The sequence below is a fragment of the Xanthomonas sp. 3498 genome, from assembly GCF_014199795.1.
Lineage (GTDB): Bacteria > Pseudomonadota > Gammaproteobacteria > Xanthomonadales > Xanthomonadaceae > Xanthomonas_A > Xanthomonas_A rydalmerensis.
This window is the reverse complement of sequence record NZ_JACHOH010000002.1, coordinates 179,685-195,865: the sequence shown is the minus strand read 5'-3', so window position 1 is coordinate 195,865 and position 16,181 is coordinate 179,685. Positions and strand designations below refer to the sequence as shown.

Below are 16,181 nucleotides of genomic sequence, written 5' to 3'. Positions count from 1 at the left end.
ACACGCCGCGAGATCCCGCCTGTCAGCGCGATTGGAGCGCACCGGCATGAGCGCGCCGATCCGGGTCCTCATCGCCGACGACCACACCCTGGTGCGCGAAAGCCTGGTCGCCGTGCTCGACGCGATCGACGGCATCCAGGTGGTGGCGCAGGCCGCCGACGGCATCGAGGCGCTGGCCAAGGCCGAGGCGACCAGCCCGGACGTGGCGATCGTGGACATCTCGATGCCGCGGCTCAACGGCATCGACGTGATCAGACGATTGTGCGAGACCGTGCCGCTGGCGCGGATCCTGGTGCTGACCATGCACGAGGAACACGAGTATGTGCTGCACGCCGTGCGCGCCGGCGCCTCCGGCTACCTGCTCAAGGACAGCGCCAGCGCCGACCTGATCGCCGCGGTGCGCAACCTGTATGCCGGCCGCGGCCACTTCTCGCCGCAGGCCGCGCAGGCGCTGGTGACACAGATGCAGCAGCCGCAGGCGCTGCCGCCCGATCCCTACCGCAGCCTGACCGCACGCGAACGCGAGGTGTTCCACCTGATCGTGGAAGGCCGCACCACCAAGGAGATCGCGCGGGTGCTGCAGATCAGCGTCAAGACCGCCGAGAACCACCGCTTCCGCGTGCTCAACAAGTTGGGCATGCGCAATACCGCCGAACTGGTGCGCTACGCGGTCCGCCACGGCCTGCTCGACTGAACGGCGCCGCGCGGCGGTTCGTTCGGAGCCGGCTACGCTTACTCCATACGCCATAGTATCCTGGGGACCTCGGCCGCACCGCGGCCCTCGTCACGAGCGATCGCATGAGCACCTATCAAGCCCCGTTGACCGATCTCCGCTTCGCGCTGCACGACGTGCTGCAGGTGGAGGCGCTGTTCGCCCGCCTCGGCCATGCCGACGCCAACGCCGAACTGATCGACGCGGTGCTGGAGGAAGCGGCGCGCTTCACCGGCACCGTGCTGGCGCCGCTGAACCGGGTCGGCGACGAGCACGGCTGCACCCTGGACAAGGCCACCGGCGCGGTGACCACCGCGCCCGGCTTCCGCGAGGCCTACCGGCAGTTCGCCGAGGGCGGCTGGACCGGGCTGACCGCCGCCGCCGAGTTCGGCGGCCAGGGCCTGCCGCACACCCTGGGTGTGCCGCTCAACGAAATGGTCAACGCCGCCAACCTGGCCTGGGGCAACTTCCCGCTGCTGTCGCACGGCGCGGTCGAGGCGCTCAAGCAGCACGGCGAGGCCTGGCAGCAGGAGGTGTTCCTGAAGCCGCTGGTGGACGGCCGCTGGACCGGCACCATGTGCCTGACCGAGCCGCATTGCGGCACCGACCTGGGCCTGCTCAAGACCCGCGCCGAACCCAACGCCGACGGCAGTTGGTCGGTCAGCGGCACCAAGATCTTCATCACCGCCGGCGAGCACGACTTCACCGACAACATCGTGCACCTGGTGCTGGCGCGGCTGCCGGACGCGCCGGCCGGCGCCAAGGGCATCTCGCTGCTGGTGGTGCCGAAGTTCAAGGTCGCCCGCGACGGCAGCGTCGGCGAGCGCAACGCGCTGCGCTGCGGCTCGCTGGAGCACAAGATGGGCATCCACGGCTCGGCCACCTGCGTGATGAACTTCGACGGCGCCCAGGGCTATCTGGTCGGGCAGCCGCACAAGGGCCTGCAGGCCATGTTCACCATGATGAACACCGCGCGCCTGGGTGTCGGCCTGCAGGGCATCGGCCTGTCCGAGCGCGCCTACCAGAACGCGCTGCACTACGCCCGCGAGCGCCTGCAGTCGCGTTCGTTGAGCGGCGCCAAGCTGCCGGAGAAGCCGGCCGACCCGATCCTGGTGCACCCGGACGTGCGGCGCATGCTGCTGACGGTGAAGGCGCTGACCGAAGGCAGCCGCCTGCTGGCCCTGCACGCCGCGACTCTGATCGACATCGCGCACAGCGCGCAGGATCCGGCCGAACGCGAGCAGGCCGACGTGCTGGTCAGCTTCCTCACCCCGATCTCCAAGGCCTGCCAGACCGAGTGGGCGGTGGAGAACACCTACCACGCGCTGCAGTGCTTCGGCGGCCACGGCTACATCCACGAACACGGCATGGAGCAGTTGGCCCGCGACGCACGCATCACCACCCTCTACGAAGGCACCACCGGCATCCAGGCGCTGGACCTGATCGGCCGCAAGACCGCGTCCAGCCAGGGCGCGGGGCTGAAGCTGTTCCTGGCGCAGATCGAGGCCTTCCTGAGCGAGCACGCCGACAACCTGGCGGTGGCCGAATTCGTCGCGCCGCTGCGCGAGAAGGCCGCCGAGTGGGCGGCGCTGACCAAGCGCATCCTGCAGCGCGCCGCCGGCAATCCCGAGGAACTGGGCGCGGCCAGCTACGACTACGTGTTCTATTCCGGCTACGTGGTGCTGGCCTACTGGTGGGCGCGCAGCGTCGCCGCGGCCGAGGCCTCGGCGCACGGCGAGGCGTTCAAGCAGTCCAAGCGCGAGACCGCCCGCTTCTACTACGCCCGCCTGCTGCCGCGCACGCTGACCCACGCCGCGGCCATCGACAGCGGCGCCGCGCCGCTGATGGCGCTGGCAGACGCGCAGTTCTGAGACCGCGCACGCAGCCCCGGCACGCACGCCGTGCCGGGACTGCATGGCCCGCCGCGGCCGATACACAAACCGTCACCAATCGGGTATAAGCTGTTTTCCCGATGGAGACAGACACAACAACGCTTGGTCTGATCGATACCGGGGCCTGCGGCACTTCGGCCGCGGTCCCGTCGCCTGCGGCGTCCCCTTCCCACCTGCCTTCGGTCCGGCTGCTGTCGCTGGACGCGCACGGCCGCGTGCTGGACTGGATCAACTGGCAGGACGCCGCCTGCCTGTACGCGCGCGGCGCGGTCGCCTGGACCCTCGGCGAGCCGTGCCTGCACATCCATGGCGGCATCAGCCGCGCCAGTGGCGAGCGCAGCGTGCTGGAGTTGCACCCGATCATCGCCGCGCGCGGCCACGCGCATGCGCGTGCGCTCGACCCCACCCCGACCCTGACCAATACCGCGCTGTTCGCCCGCGATGCGCAGCTGTGCCTGTACTGCGGCCAGCAGTTCAGCCGCCCGCAGCTGACCCGCGATCACGTGCTGCCGGTGTCCAAGGGCGGCCGCGACATCTGGGAGAACGTGGTCACCGCGTGCTTCCACTGCAATTCGCGCAAGGGCAACCGCACCCCGCAGCAGGCCTCGATGCCACTGCTGGCGGTGCCGTACCGGCCGAGCTGGATCGAGCACCTGATCCTGTCCAACCGCAACATCCTGGCCGACCAGATGTCGTTCCTGAAGGCGCAGTTGCCGAAGCGCTCGAAGCTGTCGCGCTAGCCGCATCACATCATCTTCATGGGGCTGCGACGGATTGCCGCACCCGTGCCGAAACAGGCCATGCGCGCGCCCGCGACTGAACGGGTTGATTGCGTGTGCCCGGAATGGAGAGGAAAATGACAGGTCCGCTGAACCTCCATCCCGATGATCGACTCCACCCGCTATCCGCGCCTCTCGCGCATCCAGGTCCCCGCCGAACTGCGCCGCTTCGATGAATCGGAGCTGCCGGCCATCGCCGAGGAACTGCGTGCCTTTCTGATCGAGTGCGTCGGCAAGAGCGGCGGCCATTTCGGCGCCGGGCTGGGCGTGATCGAACTCACCGTCGCCCTGCATTACCTGTACGACACGCCGGTCGACCAACTGGTGTGGGATGTCGGCCACCAGACCTATCCGCACAAGATCCTCACCGGGCGCCGCGACCGCATCCACACGGTCAAGCAGGCCGACGGCGTGGCGCCGTTCCCCAAGCGCGAGGAAAGCGAGTACGACACCTTCGGTGTCGGCCATTCCTCCACCTCGATCTCGGCTGCGCTAGGCATGGCGGTGGCGCTGCAGCGCATGGGCGACGAGCGCAAGGTGGTGGCGGTGATCGGCGACGGCGCGATGACCGCCGGCATGGCCTATGAGGCGCTGAACCACGCCGGCGGCATGGACCCGGAACCGAACCTGCTGGTGATCCTCAACGACAACCGCATGTCGATCTCCGAGGCGGTCGGCGGGGTCACCAAGATGCTGGGGCGGATGAGCGGCAGCAAGACCCTCAACGCCATCCGCGAGGGCGGCAAGAAGATCCTCGGCGACAAGAAGAGCAACCCCACCGCGCGCTTCGTGCGGCGCTGGGAAGAGCACTGGAAGGGCATGTTCGTGCCGTCCACGCTGTTCGAGGAAATGGGCTTCCACTACACCGGCCCGATCGACGGCCACGACCTGCCGGCGCTGCTCGGCGCGCTGAAGACGCTCAAGACCCTCAAGGGTCCGCAGCTGCTGCACGTCATCACCACCAAGGGCAAGGGCTACGAACTGGCCGAGGGCGACCAGATCGGCTATCACGCAGTCGGCCCGTTCGATCCCAGCAAGGGCCTGGTGGCCAAGCCGGGCGCCAAGGCCCCGACCTACACCGACGTGTTCGGCGACTGGATCTGCGACATGGCCGCGGCCGAGCCGGCGCTGCTGGCGATCACCCCGGCGATGCGCGAAGGCTCGGGCCTGGTGCGCTTCAGCAAGGAGTACCCGCAGCGCTACTTCGACGTGGCCATCGCCGAGCAGCACGCGGTGACCCTGGCCGCGGGCATGGCCGTGCACGGCGCCAAGCCCGTCGTGGCGATCTACTCCACCTTCCTGCAGCGCGGCTACGACCAACTGGTGCACGACGTGGCGGTGCAGCAGCTCGACGTGCTGTTCGCGATCGACCGCGGCGGCGTGGTCGGCCCGGACGGCGCCACCCATGCCGGCAACCTGGACCTGAGTTTCCTGCGCTGCGTGCCGCACCTGGTGGTGATGGCGCCGGCCGACGAAGCCGAGTGCCGGCAACTGCTCAGCACCGGCCTGCGCCATGCCGGCCCGGCCGCGGTGCGCTACCCGCGCGGCACCGGCCCCGGGATCGCCCCCGGAACCACGCTGGAACCCTTGCCGATCGGTAAGGCGCAAGTGCGCGCGCAGGGCCACACGGTGGCGCTGCTGGCCTTCGGCGCGACCGTGGCGGCGGCCGAACAGGTCGGCCGCGAACTCGGCCTGAGCGTGGTCAACATGCGCTTCGTCAAGCCGCTGGACCGCGCCTTGCTGCTGGAACTTGCGCAGAGCCACGAGGGCTTCGTGACCATCGAGGACAACGTGGTGGCCGGCGGCGCCGGCTCCGGCGTGGCCGAGCTGTTCAACGCCGAAGGCGTGCTGCGCCCGGTGCTGCACCTGGGCCTGCCCGACGCGTTCCAGCACCACGCCAGCCGCGAGCAACTGCTGGCCGAAGCCGGCATCGACGCCGCCGGCATCCGCGCCGCAGTGCTGAAGCGCTGGCCGCAACTGGCCACCAGCGCCAGCGCACCGCGCACTGCGGCGGGCTGACCGCCGCGGTCGGCGGGTACGGCACGGCCTCAGCGCGTGCCGTGCCTGATGGCTTGCGCCACCGCGCGTGCATCTACATTCCGGACGCGCACAGAGGCCGCTCCGCGTGGGACACGGCCCCCAGCGCACGCCCTAAGGCGCGATCACCTCGTCACCGCGGGCACGCAGCCGGTCCAGCGGCCCGCCAGGGTCCTGCAGGGTCTGCATCGGCAACGCCGCGAAACTGGAGCGGTTCTGCGTCAGCGCCCGCTCGGCCGCCTGCAACCAGGCCGCCTGGGCCCGCTTGCGCACATCGCCCAGGCCCAGCTTGCGCGCGATCGCCGCTTCGCCGACCGCATCGAGGCAGACCCGGTACTGATCGTTGGCGGGCAACGTGGTCAGCGTCTCCAGATCGCCTTCGGACCAGGCGTTGGCGCGCTGGCGCATCGTCGCCAGGTCGCGATCGATGACCTGCAGGGTGCGCGCGAAGCAGGTGCTGTCGTTCAAGGTCGTTGCCCGGAATTCCTGCAGCGCGCGCTTGGCGTCGGGCACCTTGACCTCCACGACCACCGGCACGATCGGTACCTTGGCGCGCTTGGCCGTACGCTCGATCACCGGTTGCACGACGCTGCCCAGGCTCAGGCCAGATGTGCGCATCGCCGCCTCGTACAGTTCCTGCGCGGCGAACACTGGACGCCAGCGTTCCACGCTGCTGTCGCGGCCCAGGTAACGCGCCTTCAACGGCAGCCAGCGTGCATAGAGCTCGGGCGGCAGCACCTGTTGCAGGGTGCGGTCGTCGGGATTGCGCCGCGCCTTGAGCAAGGACGGCAGCAGCAACAGGCTGCGGAACATGCCCAGGCCCGAGTCCAGGGTGAGGGTCGGTGCCCCGATCACCTGTTGCGATTGGGCGATCACCCGCTCCACCTCGCCCGATTCCCACTGCATGCGCCTGGGCAGCGGCGAGACCGTGCCGAGGATCCACAGCACGTGGTCGCCGCGGCGGACCTGCCACAGCCCCGGGCCGGGCTGGCGCCCGCTCACCAGCACCGCGTCCAGGTCGACCACCGGGGGGCTGGCTGGCGCCGCGGCGCGTGGCGAGGAGGGCGCGGCTGGCGTCGCGGTCTGCGCCTGCACACCGGCCGGCGCCAGCAGCGCGGCCGCCAGGCACAGCAGCGTCCGCAACCGGCGCGCAACGCGTTCTTGTCTGGTCGTCGCGTGCAGTCCGCGTGCCCTGCTCCACCCCAGCCGCGGAGGCATGACTACCCGTCCAGTCTGGGCAGATGCGCGGCCAGCGGGTCGCTGTCTTCCAGCAATTCGAAGCGCTCCCAGAGAAAGCCCGGCGCCACCACGCAGCGCACCAGGCAATAGTCGGCCAGCGGACGCGCCGCCTGCCAGGTGCCGGCCGCAATCACCACCGAGGGCATGCCGCCGCGCTCGCTGGCATCCAGGCGGTAGCGCTGCAGGCCGTGGTGCGGGTCGAAGCCGAACAGCTCCAGCGCCCCGCCCTCTTCCCACTGCCAGGTCTCGTCGGCATCGATGCGGTGCCAGCGGCTGACCTCGCCCTGCTCCAGCAGGAAGCGGATCGCGGTACAGGCCGGGCGCAGCGTCTGCGCGTGCTGCACCATTACCGCCGAGGTATGCACGCGCGCATAGCGCCCGCCTTCCGGGTGCGGCAGCAGCGACAAGTCGCGCACCAGGGCGGCGATTCGGAAGGCGGCGGCACTGGACATGCCTCCAGTCTAATCCTGCCGCGCGGCCCCGCGCATGTCAGGCGCTGCGATCTGCGCGGCCGATGCGCGCCCCGTTCATGCCTGCGGCAGCGAGTCGCGGGCGGGCGCTGCTGCCAGCCGCCGGCCACGGCGCAGACACAGCGCGAAGAACACCAGCAGATCCCAGCTGTAGCGCTTGAGCAGGCGCCGCGGTTCGCGCAGCAGGCGGTAGATCCATTCCAGGCGCAGCCGGCGCACCCAGGCCGGCGCACGCCGGGCGGTACCGGACAGGAAGTCCAGCAGCGCGCCCACGCCGAACGCCAACGGCACCTGCAGCCGGCCGGCCTGCTGCAGCAGCCAGCGCTCCTGCAGCGGATTGCCGAAGGCCACCAGCAGCACGTCGGCGCCGCTGGCGTTGATGCGCGCGGCGAGGTCTTCGCCGGCCGCGGCGAACTCGGCGTAGCCGTCGCAGGTACCGACCACCTGCTGTCCCAGCGTCTGCCGCAAGGTCTGCGCCGCGGCCTCGGCCACGCCGGGACGGCCGCCGAGCAGGAAGAAGCGCAGCGGACGCGCGCTCTTCCGGCACAGCGCCGGAATCAGGTCGGTGCCGTTGAGGTTGCCGGCGAAGCGGCGGCCGTGCACCAGCAGCGCGCCCAGGTCCATGCCGATGCCGTCGTTGACGATGCACACGCCCGGCGCGGCCAGACGCTCGCGCAGGGCCTGGCACTGCACCACGAAGTTGGTGTTGGCGAAAAACACCTGGCGGCGCTCGCCGCGTGCCAGCGCCTGCAGCAGGGTGGCGACGAAATCGGCTTCGGTGCTGCGCAGGATCGGATAGCCGCCCAGCGCGAGCACCTCGCCCGTCGCGCGCTCACCAGAGGTCATGCGGAAAACTCTCCAGCAGGCCGCGCTGCACCGCCGCCAGGTCGAACACGGTATTGCCGCCCAGCGCCACGCATTCCTCCACCGTGTGTCCGGCGTGCCAGCGACTGCGGCCGGTGCCCGCGTAGTAGTCGTCGTACTTGAAACGGTCCTCGCCGTTGCCCCAGTCCAGGTATACCGAGGGCACGCCATAGGCTTCGGCCAGGATCAGCCCGTGCAAGGAACTGGACACGACCAGCTCGGCGCCGAGCAGTTGCCGCACGAACGCGGCCGGCTGGCGGTTCGGCAACACCAGGTGATCCTTGTAGCCGGCGTACTTGTCCAACGGTTCGTTGAAGTGCGGCACCACCAGGAACGGCCGCCGTGCCGGCGCCGGTGCCAACGCCTCGCGCGGGAAGAACAGCGGCATCAGCAAGCCCGGGTCGCCATACACCTCCGGCACCTGCAGGCCGCGCTCGCGCAGGAACGCGCGGGTCTTGGGTCCGCGCACGGCGCGCACGTCGAGCTGACGGAAACTGTGGCGGTCGGCGGGGATCTTGCCGTTGACCCCGCTGCCCCACACGGTGTCGCCGTCGCGGGCGAAATGCAGCACCGAGCCGATCGCGATCAGCCGCTGGCGCTTGTCGCGCTTGTCCAGCAAGGTGCGGTCGCGCTGGCCGAGCACGTTGGAGACGATGATCTTGGACAGGTGATCGCCGACGTTGATCTCGCCGTTCTTCGGCTTCCACCAGAACAGCGCCCGGCGCTCTTCGTAATCGATCCATTTTTGCAATGCGGACATCGGTCCTCCTTGGTTGCGCGGGGTGGACGGCGAACACGCCGACGGCGTGTGCTCAGACCGCGCCGTCGGCGAACAGACGTGTCTCCGGATAGGCGGCCGGATCCAGCACCCGATCGGTGGTGTCGGACCAGCTCAGGCACTGGCGATGGCGCACGTGCGGCGCCTGCAGCGCCTGCCCGATCGCGGCGACGATGGATGCCTCGTCGCCGGGGGTGTAGCCGAAGCGCGACGGATAGCGGCCGACGACGGCATGCGGGCACACCGCCGGCAGGCCGAAGAAGTCGTACTGCAGCAGCTTCATCGAACTGTCGGCCAGGTAGGCCGGTACCTGCTCGGAGGCGTAAGGCGCGATGCCGAAGCGCGCGTGCTTGATGTAGCGAATGGTCTCGGCATGCTTCATTTCACCGTACACCACCACATTGTCGCCATAGCCGGGCGCGCGGTCCATGCCCGAGCCGATGACATGGAAGGTGACCTGCGGGAAGGCGCGGCTGGCGGCCACGAAGAACGCCGGGTCGAACAGCATCGAGCCCACCGCCACCGCATGGATGCCCTCGCCGTACGGCGACGGGTCGCCGAGCGTGTGCAGGTCGTGGTCCACGCCGTGGCCGACGTGGTACACGTTGTGGCGGCTGGCGACCTCCTCGGCCATCGCCGGCGACACCAGGGCGATCACGTCCAGGCTCGGCGCCATGCGGTCGAACTCGCGCTCGATGTAGTCGGCGACGTTGATCGTGCTCAAGCCGTCGGAGGCGCGGTACACCTTGCGTGCGGTCGGGTTGATCCGCGCCGCCAGCGCGATGAAGGCCACTGCGATGCCGCTCTCGAACACGATCACGTCGGCCTCGCGCATCCAGCGCAGCAGCGTGGCCGGCGCGCGCGCCGCGTACAGCTTGAACATCAGGTCTTCCAGCGGCCGCAGCCAGCGCCGCCGGGTGTTGAACGGATGCAGCGGCGCGCGCCACAGGTAGCAGTCCACGCCGTTGTGGCGAACCACCTGGTTGGCGCTGGCGTCCAGCGGCAGGCGCAGGTCGCCCTTGAGCCGCGACAGCAGGCTGTAGCGCAGCGAGAAGAAGCGCGTGGTGCCGCGCTTGGCCAGCTCATCGGCGATGAAGTGGATGTTGGCGCGGCGCGGCGTGCGGTAGTCGTGCGCCGACAGCACCAGGTAGCACGGCGGGCGGCCGGTGGCGGCAGCGCTCGGCGCCGACGCGGGCAGCGCCGCTGCGGAAGAATCGCTCATGCGCTCGCTCCTAGGCGGGAGGAAGGGAAAGAAAGAGGCGGCAGGCCGGCGCTCATCGCGTGCTCCGCGCCTGGCGCAGCAGCGTGCGCATCTGCACGATCGCCAGCACGTCGCGGCGGAACGCCGGCCACAGCGCGAACACCAGCAGGCACGCGATCGCCATGGCCGCCGCACCCACGATGAGTTGCAGCCACAACGACGCGCCGCCCCACTGCTGCGCGGCGAAGTAGGCGGCGACGCCGCAGACGCCGTAGCCGAGCACGGCGCGCAAGGCGTTGTTGAACAGTTCCCAGGCCGGGATCTGCGGCGCGATCCGCGCGATCCAGATCACCGACAGCGGCCACATCACCAGCAAGCCCAGCGTGTAGCCCACGGTCACGCCCATCACGCCCCACAACGAGCCGGCGAAGATGCAGGCGATCAGCATCACCCGCCCCACCACCGAGTACACCAGCTGTTGGCGCATCAGGCCCAGCGCCAGGAACACCCAGTAGGTGGCGTAGGAGGCGGTCTGGAAGATGCCGCCGAGGGTCAGCACCTGGAACAGCGGCACCGCCGGCCGCCACTGTTCGCCCAGCACCAGCACGATCAGCGGCATCGCCAGCGCACAGGCGAAGGAGAACAGCGCCACGATCAGGTGCACCATCACCGTCTGCCCGCGCAGCAGGAAGTTGCCGAAGCGCGGCGGATCGTCCTGCAGCTGCGACAGCACCGGCAGCGCCACCGAGGTGGCCGGCGCGTTGATCTGGTTCAGCGGCATCATCAGCAGCTGGAACGCGCGGTTGTACAGGCCCAGCGCCTCGGCGCCGATGCGGTGGCCGATGATCACCTGGCCGACGTTGCGGCTGGCATAGCCGAGCAACTGCGCCGCCATCAGGTTCCAGCCGAAGCTCAGGAAGGTGCGCATCGGCGCGTCGCGCCGATAGCCGCGCGGCAGCCAGCGCGCGCAGGCACCGGCGATCAGCAGGTTGACCAGCGCCTGCACCACCTGCTGCCAGACCAGCGCCCAGTAGCCGTAGCCGGCCAGCGCCACGCCGACGCCGGCCAGCAGGCCCAGCACCTGCGCGCCGACATCGCTCAGCGAGACCTGGCCGAAGCGCAGCGCACGGCTCAGGTGCGCGCGGTACTGCGTGGTCATGCCATTGAGCAGGAAGGTCACCGCCAACGCCTGGGAAATGCCGAGCAAGGCCGGCTCGCGGTAGAAGTGCGCGATCCACGCCGAGGACAGGAACACCACGATCGCCAGCACCAGGCCGATGCCGCTGTTGATCCAGAACAGGTTGTCGCGCTGCTCGCGGCTGACGTGCTTGGCCTGGATCGCCGCCGAGGACAGGCCGAAATCGCGCAGGATCTCGGCCATGCCGACGATCGCCGTCACCATCGCCATCAGGCCGTAGTCGTAGGGCGTCAGCAGCCGCGCCAACAGAATGATGCCGCCGAACTGCACCACCATCTTGGCCAGCTGCCCGGCCATGGTCACCGCCGCACCGCCGGCCGCGCGCGCGCCCAGCCCGGGTTGCGGCGCCGCCGGCCGTGGGGTCTCGGTGCCGCTCATGCGTGCTCCCCGCGGCGCGCGGTCAACGCCTGCAGATAACTGCGGTAGTGCTGCAGACCGATCCCGTTCCAGTCGCGCCGCGACAGGTCCGGCACGGCGTCGGCCGGCAACTGCTGCGCCTGCGCCAGGGCCTGCGCCAGTTGCGCCGCGTCCAGCTCGCCCTGGTACAGCTGCACCCACTGCGCACCGACCTCCTCGGCGATGGCGGCATTGGCCTCGCTCCACGGCGCCAGCACCGGGCGCGCCAGCGACAGTGCCAGCAGCAGGGTGCCGGAGTTGTGCATCTGCCGATACGGCAGCACCACCAGTTCGGCTTCGCCGATTTCCTGTGCCAGCACCGCGTCTTCCACGTACTGCAGGCGTGCGCTGATCCGCGGATCCTCGCTGCAGGCGCGCTCGACCACGCCGCGGATCTGCGCATCGATCGGATTGCCGGCGATGCGCAGGCTCAGTTGCGGATCGGGCAGCGCACGCAGCGTGGCGACCAGCGTTTCCACGCCCTTGTACGGGCGCAACAGCCCGAAATGCAGCAGACGCCCGGGGACCCGCGGCGGTTGCGGCAGCGGCGCGTACCAGTCGCGGTAGTGGCCGTGCAGGATGGTGTCGGTGGCCGGGGCGCGCGTGGGCGTGGTCGCGTTGATGCGGATCCAGCGTGCGGTCTGGCGGTCGATCCAGCGCAGCAGCAGGCGTTCACGCCAGCCCTTGTCCTCGTGCGGCGCCACGTTGTGCAGGGTGCGCACAATCGGCACCCCGGCCAGGCGCAGGCGCAACAGCAACAGGGCCACGCAGACCTGCTTGGCCAGCGCGCCGAGCGCGGTGCGATGCCGCAGCAGGTACTCCGGCCAGTGCAGGTGCAGCACGTCGTAGCGCGACAGCAGTGCCGCACGCATCGAGAAGAAACGCAGTTGCACCTGCGGCGGCAGCGCCGCGTAGAGCTGGGTCAGGTAGGGATTGGTGGTCGCGGTCGGGCGTTCGGTGGACAGCAGCACGGTCACCGCCGGCGCAGCCTGCTGCGACGCGCCGTGGCGCTGACTCTCGCCGCTCATCGGCCGCCCTCCGCTCCGCCCAGCGCCAGGCGGTACTCGTCCAGATAGGCGCCGACCACGCGGTCCCAGTCGTAGCGATGCGCATAGGCCATCGCCGCTTCGCGCTGCGCGGCGAAGGCCGCATCGGTGCCGCTGGCAAAAGCACGCACCGTGGCCGCGGCGGCCTGCGCATCGGCCGGATCGACCAGCACGCCCTGCCCCGACTCGCGTTGCAGACGCGCGAACGGCGGGATGTCGCTGAGGATCGGCAACAGCCCGGCGCTCATCGCCTCCACCGCGGCCAGGCCAAAGCCCTCGTGCCGCGACAGGCACACGAAGTACTGCGCGCTGCCGAGCAACTGCGCCAGCTGCGCCTGGGTCGGCGCCACCTGCAGGCGCACCCGCTGCTGCAGGCCGCGCTCGGCGATGGCCCGCTGCAGGTCGGCCACGCTGAAGTCGTATTCGCGCCCGGCCACGATCAACTGCCAGGCCGGGTCCTGTGCGGCCAGCGCGCGCACCAGGTCCAGGGTCTCCAGCAGGCCCTTGTTGACCGACCAGCGCCCGAAGTAGATCAGCGTGCGTCCTGGGGTGGCGCTGCCCTGCCCGGCAAACTTGTCCACGTCCACGCCGTTCTCGATCACCCGCAGCCGCTGCGGCGCGACCACCTGCGAGAACAGTTGGCCGTCGTTCTCGCTGGTCGCCACCACCCGCGCATAGGCGAGCGCCGAGGCGCGGGTGAGGGTCTTGAACCAGAGCATCTTCAGGCGCGAGGCGTAGGTGGTATGGAAGAAACCGCCATGGGTGGAGACGATCATCGGCACACGGTGCAGCGGCCGGGTCAGGGCCAGGAAGTCGTAGAAGAAATCGATGCCATGCACGTGCAGCAGATCGGCGCCGCGCACCGCCGCCAGCACCGACGGCGCCAGCGGGTAGCGCGAGGAGCCGCGGTACGGCAAGCGCACGATCGGCACGCCCTGATGACTATCGCGCGGCGCCAGGCGCTGCTGCGAATCGGTGAACACCCGCTCCAGGCTCACCACCTCCACCTGGTCGCGTCCCTGCTGCAGATGGCGGCGGGCGATGTTCAGCACCACTTCCTCCATGCCGCCCACCGAGGGATGGAACTGGCGCACCACATGCACCACCTTCATGCCCGGCCTCCGTCGCGCCTGTGCGCGGTCCGCAGCGTCGCCATCATGCCGTCGCTCCTGCGACCGCGCTGCGCCGCACGCCGATCATCCACGGCGCGACCCGCACCAGCACCGCGCGGATCGGCACGCTGGCCAGCACCGCCAGCACGCTCACCGACACCGCCCAGGCCGGTCCCCAGGCATCGCCGCGAACCAGGCCGGTGCGGGCGGCGACGCCGGCCATCACCGAGAACAACAAGGTGTGCGTGCACAGGATCAGCAAGGTATTGCGTCCGATCCACTGCAGCCAGGCCCAGCGCTGCACCAGGCCGGCGATGCACAAGGCCATGGCGCTGCCGAGCAGGCTGGCGGCGAGGAAGCCCAGCGGCGAATCGCCGAACTTGAGCAGGTTCACGTCCACGCGGCCGTTGTGCCAGGCGATCGCGAACCAGGCCGCGCCCAGCAGCACCGCCGCCAGCGCATTGCCGGCCGGCCGTGCCGGCCACCACTGCGCGCGCGTCGCGGCGAGCGCGCCGATCGCGAAGAAACACAGCGCCACCGGCAGCACGTCCAGGGAGAACGGCAGGCGCATATCCTGCCCTGGGAACCAGCAGGCCCAGCCCCAGGCCAGCGGCAGCGACAGCCCGGCCAGGGCCTGCACCGACAGCGTCCGCCGCAGCGCCAGATACGCCAGCGTGGTCACGAACAGCGCCGGCAGGAACCACAGGGCCGGCATCACGTAGAGCTTGGGGCCGATGCCGCTGACCAGGCCCAGCAGCGGCTCCCACCACGGCCGGTCGCCCCACAGCTGCGCCTTGCTGCCGATATGCCGGGTCAGCGTCCAGTACGCGTAGGCGACAAAGAAGAACGCCACATACGGCAGCAACAGGCTGCGCGCCAGCTTGCCGACCGTGGCCAGGGTCAGTGGGCGATTGCCGAAGGCCTCGCCGACCCAGCCCGACAACAGGAAGAACATCGGCACGTGGAAGCTGTAGGCCAGGATCACGTAGGCATGCGGAATGCCCTTGGCATGGCCGAACACCACCAGCAGGATCGCAATCGCCTTGGCCGCGTCGATGCGCATGTCGCGCGGCACGCTCGCGCGTGCGCTGCGCGCCTGCGCCGGCACGGACGCGGAGACGGCCGTGGCCGGCGCGCTCATGCCGGCACCGCCGGAATCCGCGGGACCGGTGCCGGCCGCGGCGGCACCGCGGACGCATCGCGCAACTGCGGCGCCATCTGCCACAGACAGCCGCACACGAACCACCACAGCGCCGCGGTCTTGATCGAGAAGTAGCCGTTGGAGACCAGCAGACTCAGCGAGAACGCGAAGATCAGCAGGTTCTTGAACAACTGCCCTTCGATGGTGCGCATCAGCATCGCGAACGAATAGGCCAGCAGGAACGCCAGCACCAGCAGCACCGACTGCGAGGAGATGAAGTAGGCGATGCCGCTGTCGAAGTAGCGGTACGGCTGGTCCACGTCCAGCCCCATCCACGCATCGGCGCTCATCCTGCGGATCGAATCGACGGTGAAGAACACCCGCCCCAGCGTGGTGTCCTCATAGCTCTGGATGCCCGAGGCCCACACCAGCAGCCATGCACCGCCCATCACCGCGAAGAAGATCAGGAAGCCCAGGCGCTGATCCATGCGCAGCAGCAACGGACTCAGCAGCGCCATCATCACGCAGGTGCCGGCGGCCAGGCGTCCGTCCGAGGCCACGATCAGGAAGCCGATCATCGCCACCGAGGCGACGACCGCGAACGGCCGCATCCAGCGCCAGAAGGTCAGCAGGATGGCGGTGAAGAAGATGATGAAGTTGCCCATCGTCACCGGCTCGATGAACACCGAGGAGGCGCGCGGCAGGTTCGACGACGGCAGGAAGTTGCGCGCACCCGGTCGCGTCGCGCTGACGAACAGGTTGCTGTCCTGGTTCCAGAAGCTCGACGCGCTGGCGCCGCGTGCATTGACGAAATAGCTCTTGGGATTGACCACGTCGCCGTAGACCTTGGGCAGCGCCAGTTCGAACACCGCCACCAGCGACACCAGCAGCGCCATGCGCACGAACATGCGCGGCAGCGAGCCGGTATAGGCGGCGCCGAGCAGCAGGAAGGCGAACGGGATCAGCGCATCGCGGAAGAATTTCGGATCCAGCGACCACGCCAGGAACAGGCGCACCAGCATCAGCAGCGCCAACAGGGCGATGCCGGTGAACACCATCGCCAGGCGCTTGCGATCCAGCGCGCGCAGGCCGAGCAGGAAGCAGGCGGCATAGACCGCCAGTTCCACCGCATAGGTCATCGCCGGGCTGACCCGGAACACCTTGGCGTTGATCACCGCCAGCACGAAGTTGTAGCCGATGGCGAACAGCAACACCAGCTCGATCAGCAGGTTGCGGCGCTGCTCGCGCAGCGGCATGTCCGGTGCGCTCAGCATGCGCAGCTCCCTGCGGTGGCGATGCATCGCGCGCCAACGCGG

Annotated in this window: 14 protein-coding genes; 4 read left to right on the top strand and 10 right to left on the bottom strand. The window is 69.8% G+C overall.

Going from position 1 to position 16,181, the window contains the following annotated elements:
* The first annotated feature begins 46 nt into the window (after positions 1-46).
* From GGR66_RS05805 to dxs, 4 genes are all read left to right on the top strand, one after another.
* Positions 47-694, top strand: coding sequence for a response regulator transcription factor (locus GGR66_RS05805; RefSeq protein ID WP_184447589.1), 648 nt, complete (start codon positions 47-49; stop codon positions 692-694).
* Between the two features lie 104 nt (positions 695-798).
* Positions 799-2,583, top strand: a complete 1,785-nt coding sequence (locus GGR66_RS05800; RefSeq protein ID WP_184447588.1) for an acyl-CoA dehydrogenase C-terminal domain-containing protein — start codon at positions 799-801, stop codon at positions 2,581-2,583.
* 101 nt (positions 2,584-2,684) lie between these two features.
* Positions 2,685-3,344 carry an HNH endonuclease gene (locus GGR66_RS05795; protein WP_184447587.1) on the top strand — a complete coding sequence of 220 codons (660 nt, stop codon included), beginning with the start codon at positions 2,685-2,687 and terminating at the stop codon, positions 3,342-3,344.
* 144 nt (positions 3,345-3,488) lie between these two features.
* The gene (gene dxs / locus GGR66_RS05790) at positions 3,489-5,402 is read left to right on the top strand and encodes a 1-deoxy-D-xylulose-5-phosphate synthase (protein WP_184447586.1); all 1,914 of its coding nucleotides are present in this window, start codon (positions 3,489-3,491) and stop codon (positions 5,400-5,402) included.
* A 132-nt stretch (positions 5,403-5,534) separates the two neighbouring features.
* Here dxs and GGR66_RS05785 read toward each other — a convergent pair whose 3' ends face one another.
* The 10 genes from GGR66_RS05785 to GGR66_RS05740 all read right to left on the bottom strand — a co-directional run bounded on the left by GGR66_RS05785 (position 5,535) and on the right by GGR66_RS05740 (position 16,139).
* The gene (locus GGR66_RS05785) at positions 5,535-6,563 is read right to left on the bottom strand and encodes a TraB/GumN family protein (protein WP_326520941.1); all 1,029 of its coding nucleotides are present in this window, start codon (positions 6,561-6,563) and stop codon (positions 5,535-5,537) included.
* Between the two features lie 77 nt (positions 6,564-6,640).
* Positions 6,641-7,111, bottom strand: coding sequence for a cupin domain-containing protein (locus GGR66_RS05780; protein ID WP_160967358.1), 471 nt, complete (start codon positions 7,109-7,111; stop codon positions 6,641-6,643).
* A 75-nt stretch (positions 7,112-7,186) separates the two neighbouring features.
* Complete coding sequence (locus GGR66_RS05775) at positions 7,187-7,975, bottom strand: WecB/TagA/CpsF family glycosyltransferase (RefSeq protein WP_184447584.1); 789 nt, start codon at positions 7,973-7,975, stop codon at positions 7,187-7,189.
* A complete protein-coding gene (locus tag GGR66_RS05770) occupies positions 7,962-8,753 on the bottom strand; it encodes a polysaccharide pyruvyl transferase family protein (protein ID WP_184447583.1) in 792 nt (263 codons plus the stop codon). Before GGR66_RS05770 ends, GGR66_RS05775 begins: the two co-directional genes overlap by 14 nt.
* A gap of 52 nt (positions 8,754-8,805) precedes the next feature.
* Entirely contained in the window at positions 8,806-9,993 is a 1,188-nt protein-coding gene (locus tag GGR66_RS05765) for a glycosyltransferase (RefSeq protein WP_160967352.1), read from the bottom strand.
* 52 nt (positions 9,994-10,045) lie between these two features.
* A complete protein-coding gene (locus tag GGR66_RS05760; protein ID WP_184447582.1) occupies positions 10,046-11,548 on the bottom strand; it encodes a lipopolysaccharide biosynthesis protein in 1,503 nt (500 codons plus the stop codon).
* Positions 11,545-12,594 carry a GDP-mannose--glycolipid 4-beta-D-mannosyltransferase gene (locus GGR66_RS05755; protein WP_184447581.1) on the bottom strand — a complete coding sequence of 350 codons (1,050 nt, stop codon included), beginning with the start codon at positions 12,592-12,594 and terminating at the stop codon, positions 11,545-11,547. The genes GGR66_RS05760 and GGR66_RS05755 overlap by 4 nt, the downstream gene beginning before the upstream one ends.
* On the bottom strand, positions 12,591-13,724 hold the full coding sequence (locus GGR66_RS05750) for a glycosyltransferase family 4 protein (protein ID WP_184447580.1): 1,134 nt from the start codon (positions 13,722-13,724) through the stop codon (positions 12,591-12,593). Before GGR66_RS05750 ends, GGR66_RS05755 begins: the two co-directional genes overlap by 4 nt.
* A gap of 43 nt (positions 13,725-13,767) precedes the next feature.
* Positions 13,768-14,865: an acyltransferase family protein gene (locus GGR66_RS05745; RefSeq protein WP_184447579.1), complete on the bottom strand. Its 1,098-nt coding sequence runs from the start codon at positions 14,863-14,865 to the stop codon at positions 13,768-13,770.
* Positions 14,862-16,139 (bottom strand): polysaccharide biosynthesis protein GumE, encoded by a 1,278-nt coding sequence (locus GGR66_RS05740; protein WP_184447578.1) that lies wholly within the window; start codon positions 16,137-16,139, stop codon positions 14,862-14,864. The genes GGR66_RS05745 and GGR66_RS05740 overlap by 4 nt, the downstream gene beginning before the upstream one ends.
* Positions 16,140-16,181: the final 42 nt, after the last annotated feature.

Coding starts and splice junctions, on each gene's coding strand:
- GGR66_RS05745 (WP_184447579.1), bottom strand. CDS start 14,865: ATGAGCGCGCCGGCCACGGCCGTCTCCGCGTCCGTGCCGGCGCAGGCG.
- GGR66_RS05765 (WP_160967352.1), bottom strand. CDS start 9,993: ATGAGCGATTCTTCCGCAGCGGCGCTGCCCGCGTCGGCGCCGAGCGCT.
- GGR66_RS05740 (WP_184447578.1), bottom strand. CDS start 16,139: ATGCTGAGCGCACCGGACATGCCGCTGCGCGAGCAGCGCCGCAACCTG.
- GGR66_RS05770 (WP_184447583.1), bottom strand. CDS start 8,753: ATGTCCGCATTGCAAAAATGGATCGATTACGAAGAGCGCCGGGCGCTG.
- GGR66_RS05775 (WP_184447584.1), bottom strand. CDS start 7,975: ATGACCTCTGGTGAGCGCGCGACGGGCGAGGTGCTCGCGCTGGGCGGC.
- GGR66_RS05795 (WP_184447587.1), top strand. CDS start 2,685: ATGGAGACAGACACAACAACGCTTGGTCTGATCGATACCGGGGCCTGC.
- GGR66_RS05780 (WP_160967358.1), bottom strand. CDS start 7,111: ATGTCCAGTGCCGCCGCCTTCCGAATCGCCGCCCTGGTGCGCGACTTG.
- GGR66_RS05755 (WP_184447581.1), bottom strand. CDS start 12,594: ATGAGCGGCGAGAGTCAGCGCCACGGCGCGTCGCAGCAGGCTGCGCCG.
- GGR66_RS05750 (WP_184447580.1), bottom strand. CDS start 13,724: ATGAAGGTGGTGCATGTGGTGCGCCAGTTCCATCCCTCGGTGGGCGGC.
- GGR66_RS05805 (WP_184447589.1), top strand. CDS start 47: ATGAGCGCGCCGATCCGGGTCCTCATCGCCGACGACCACACCCTGGTG.
- GGR66_RS05760 (WP_184447582.1), bottom strand. CDS start 11,548: ATGAGCGGCACCGAGACCCCACGGCCGGCGGCGCCGCAACCCGGGCTG.
- dxs (WP_184447586.1), top strand. CDS start 3,489: ATGATCGACTCCACCCGCTATCCGCGCCTCTCGCGCATCCAGGTCCCC.
- GGR66_RS05800 (WP_184447588.1), top strand. CDS start 799: ATGAGCACCTATCAAGCCCCGTTGACCGATCTCCGCTTCGCGCTGCAC.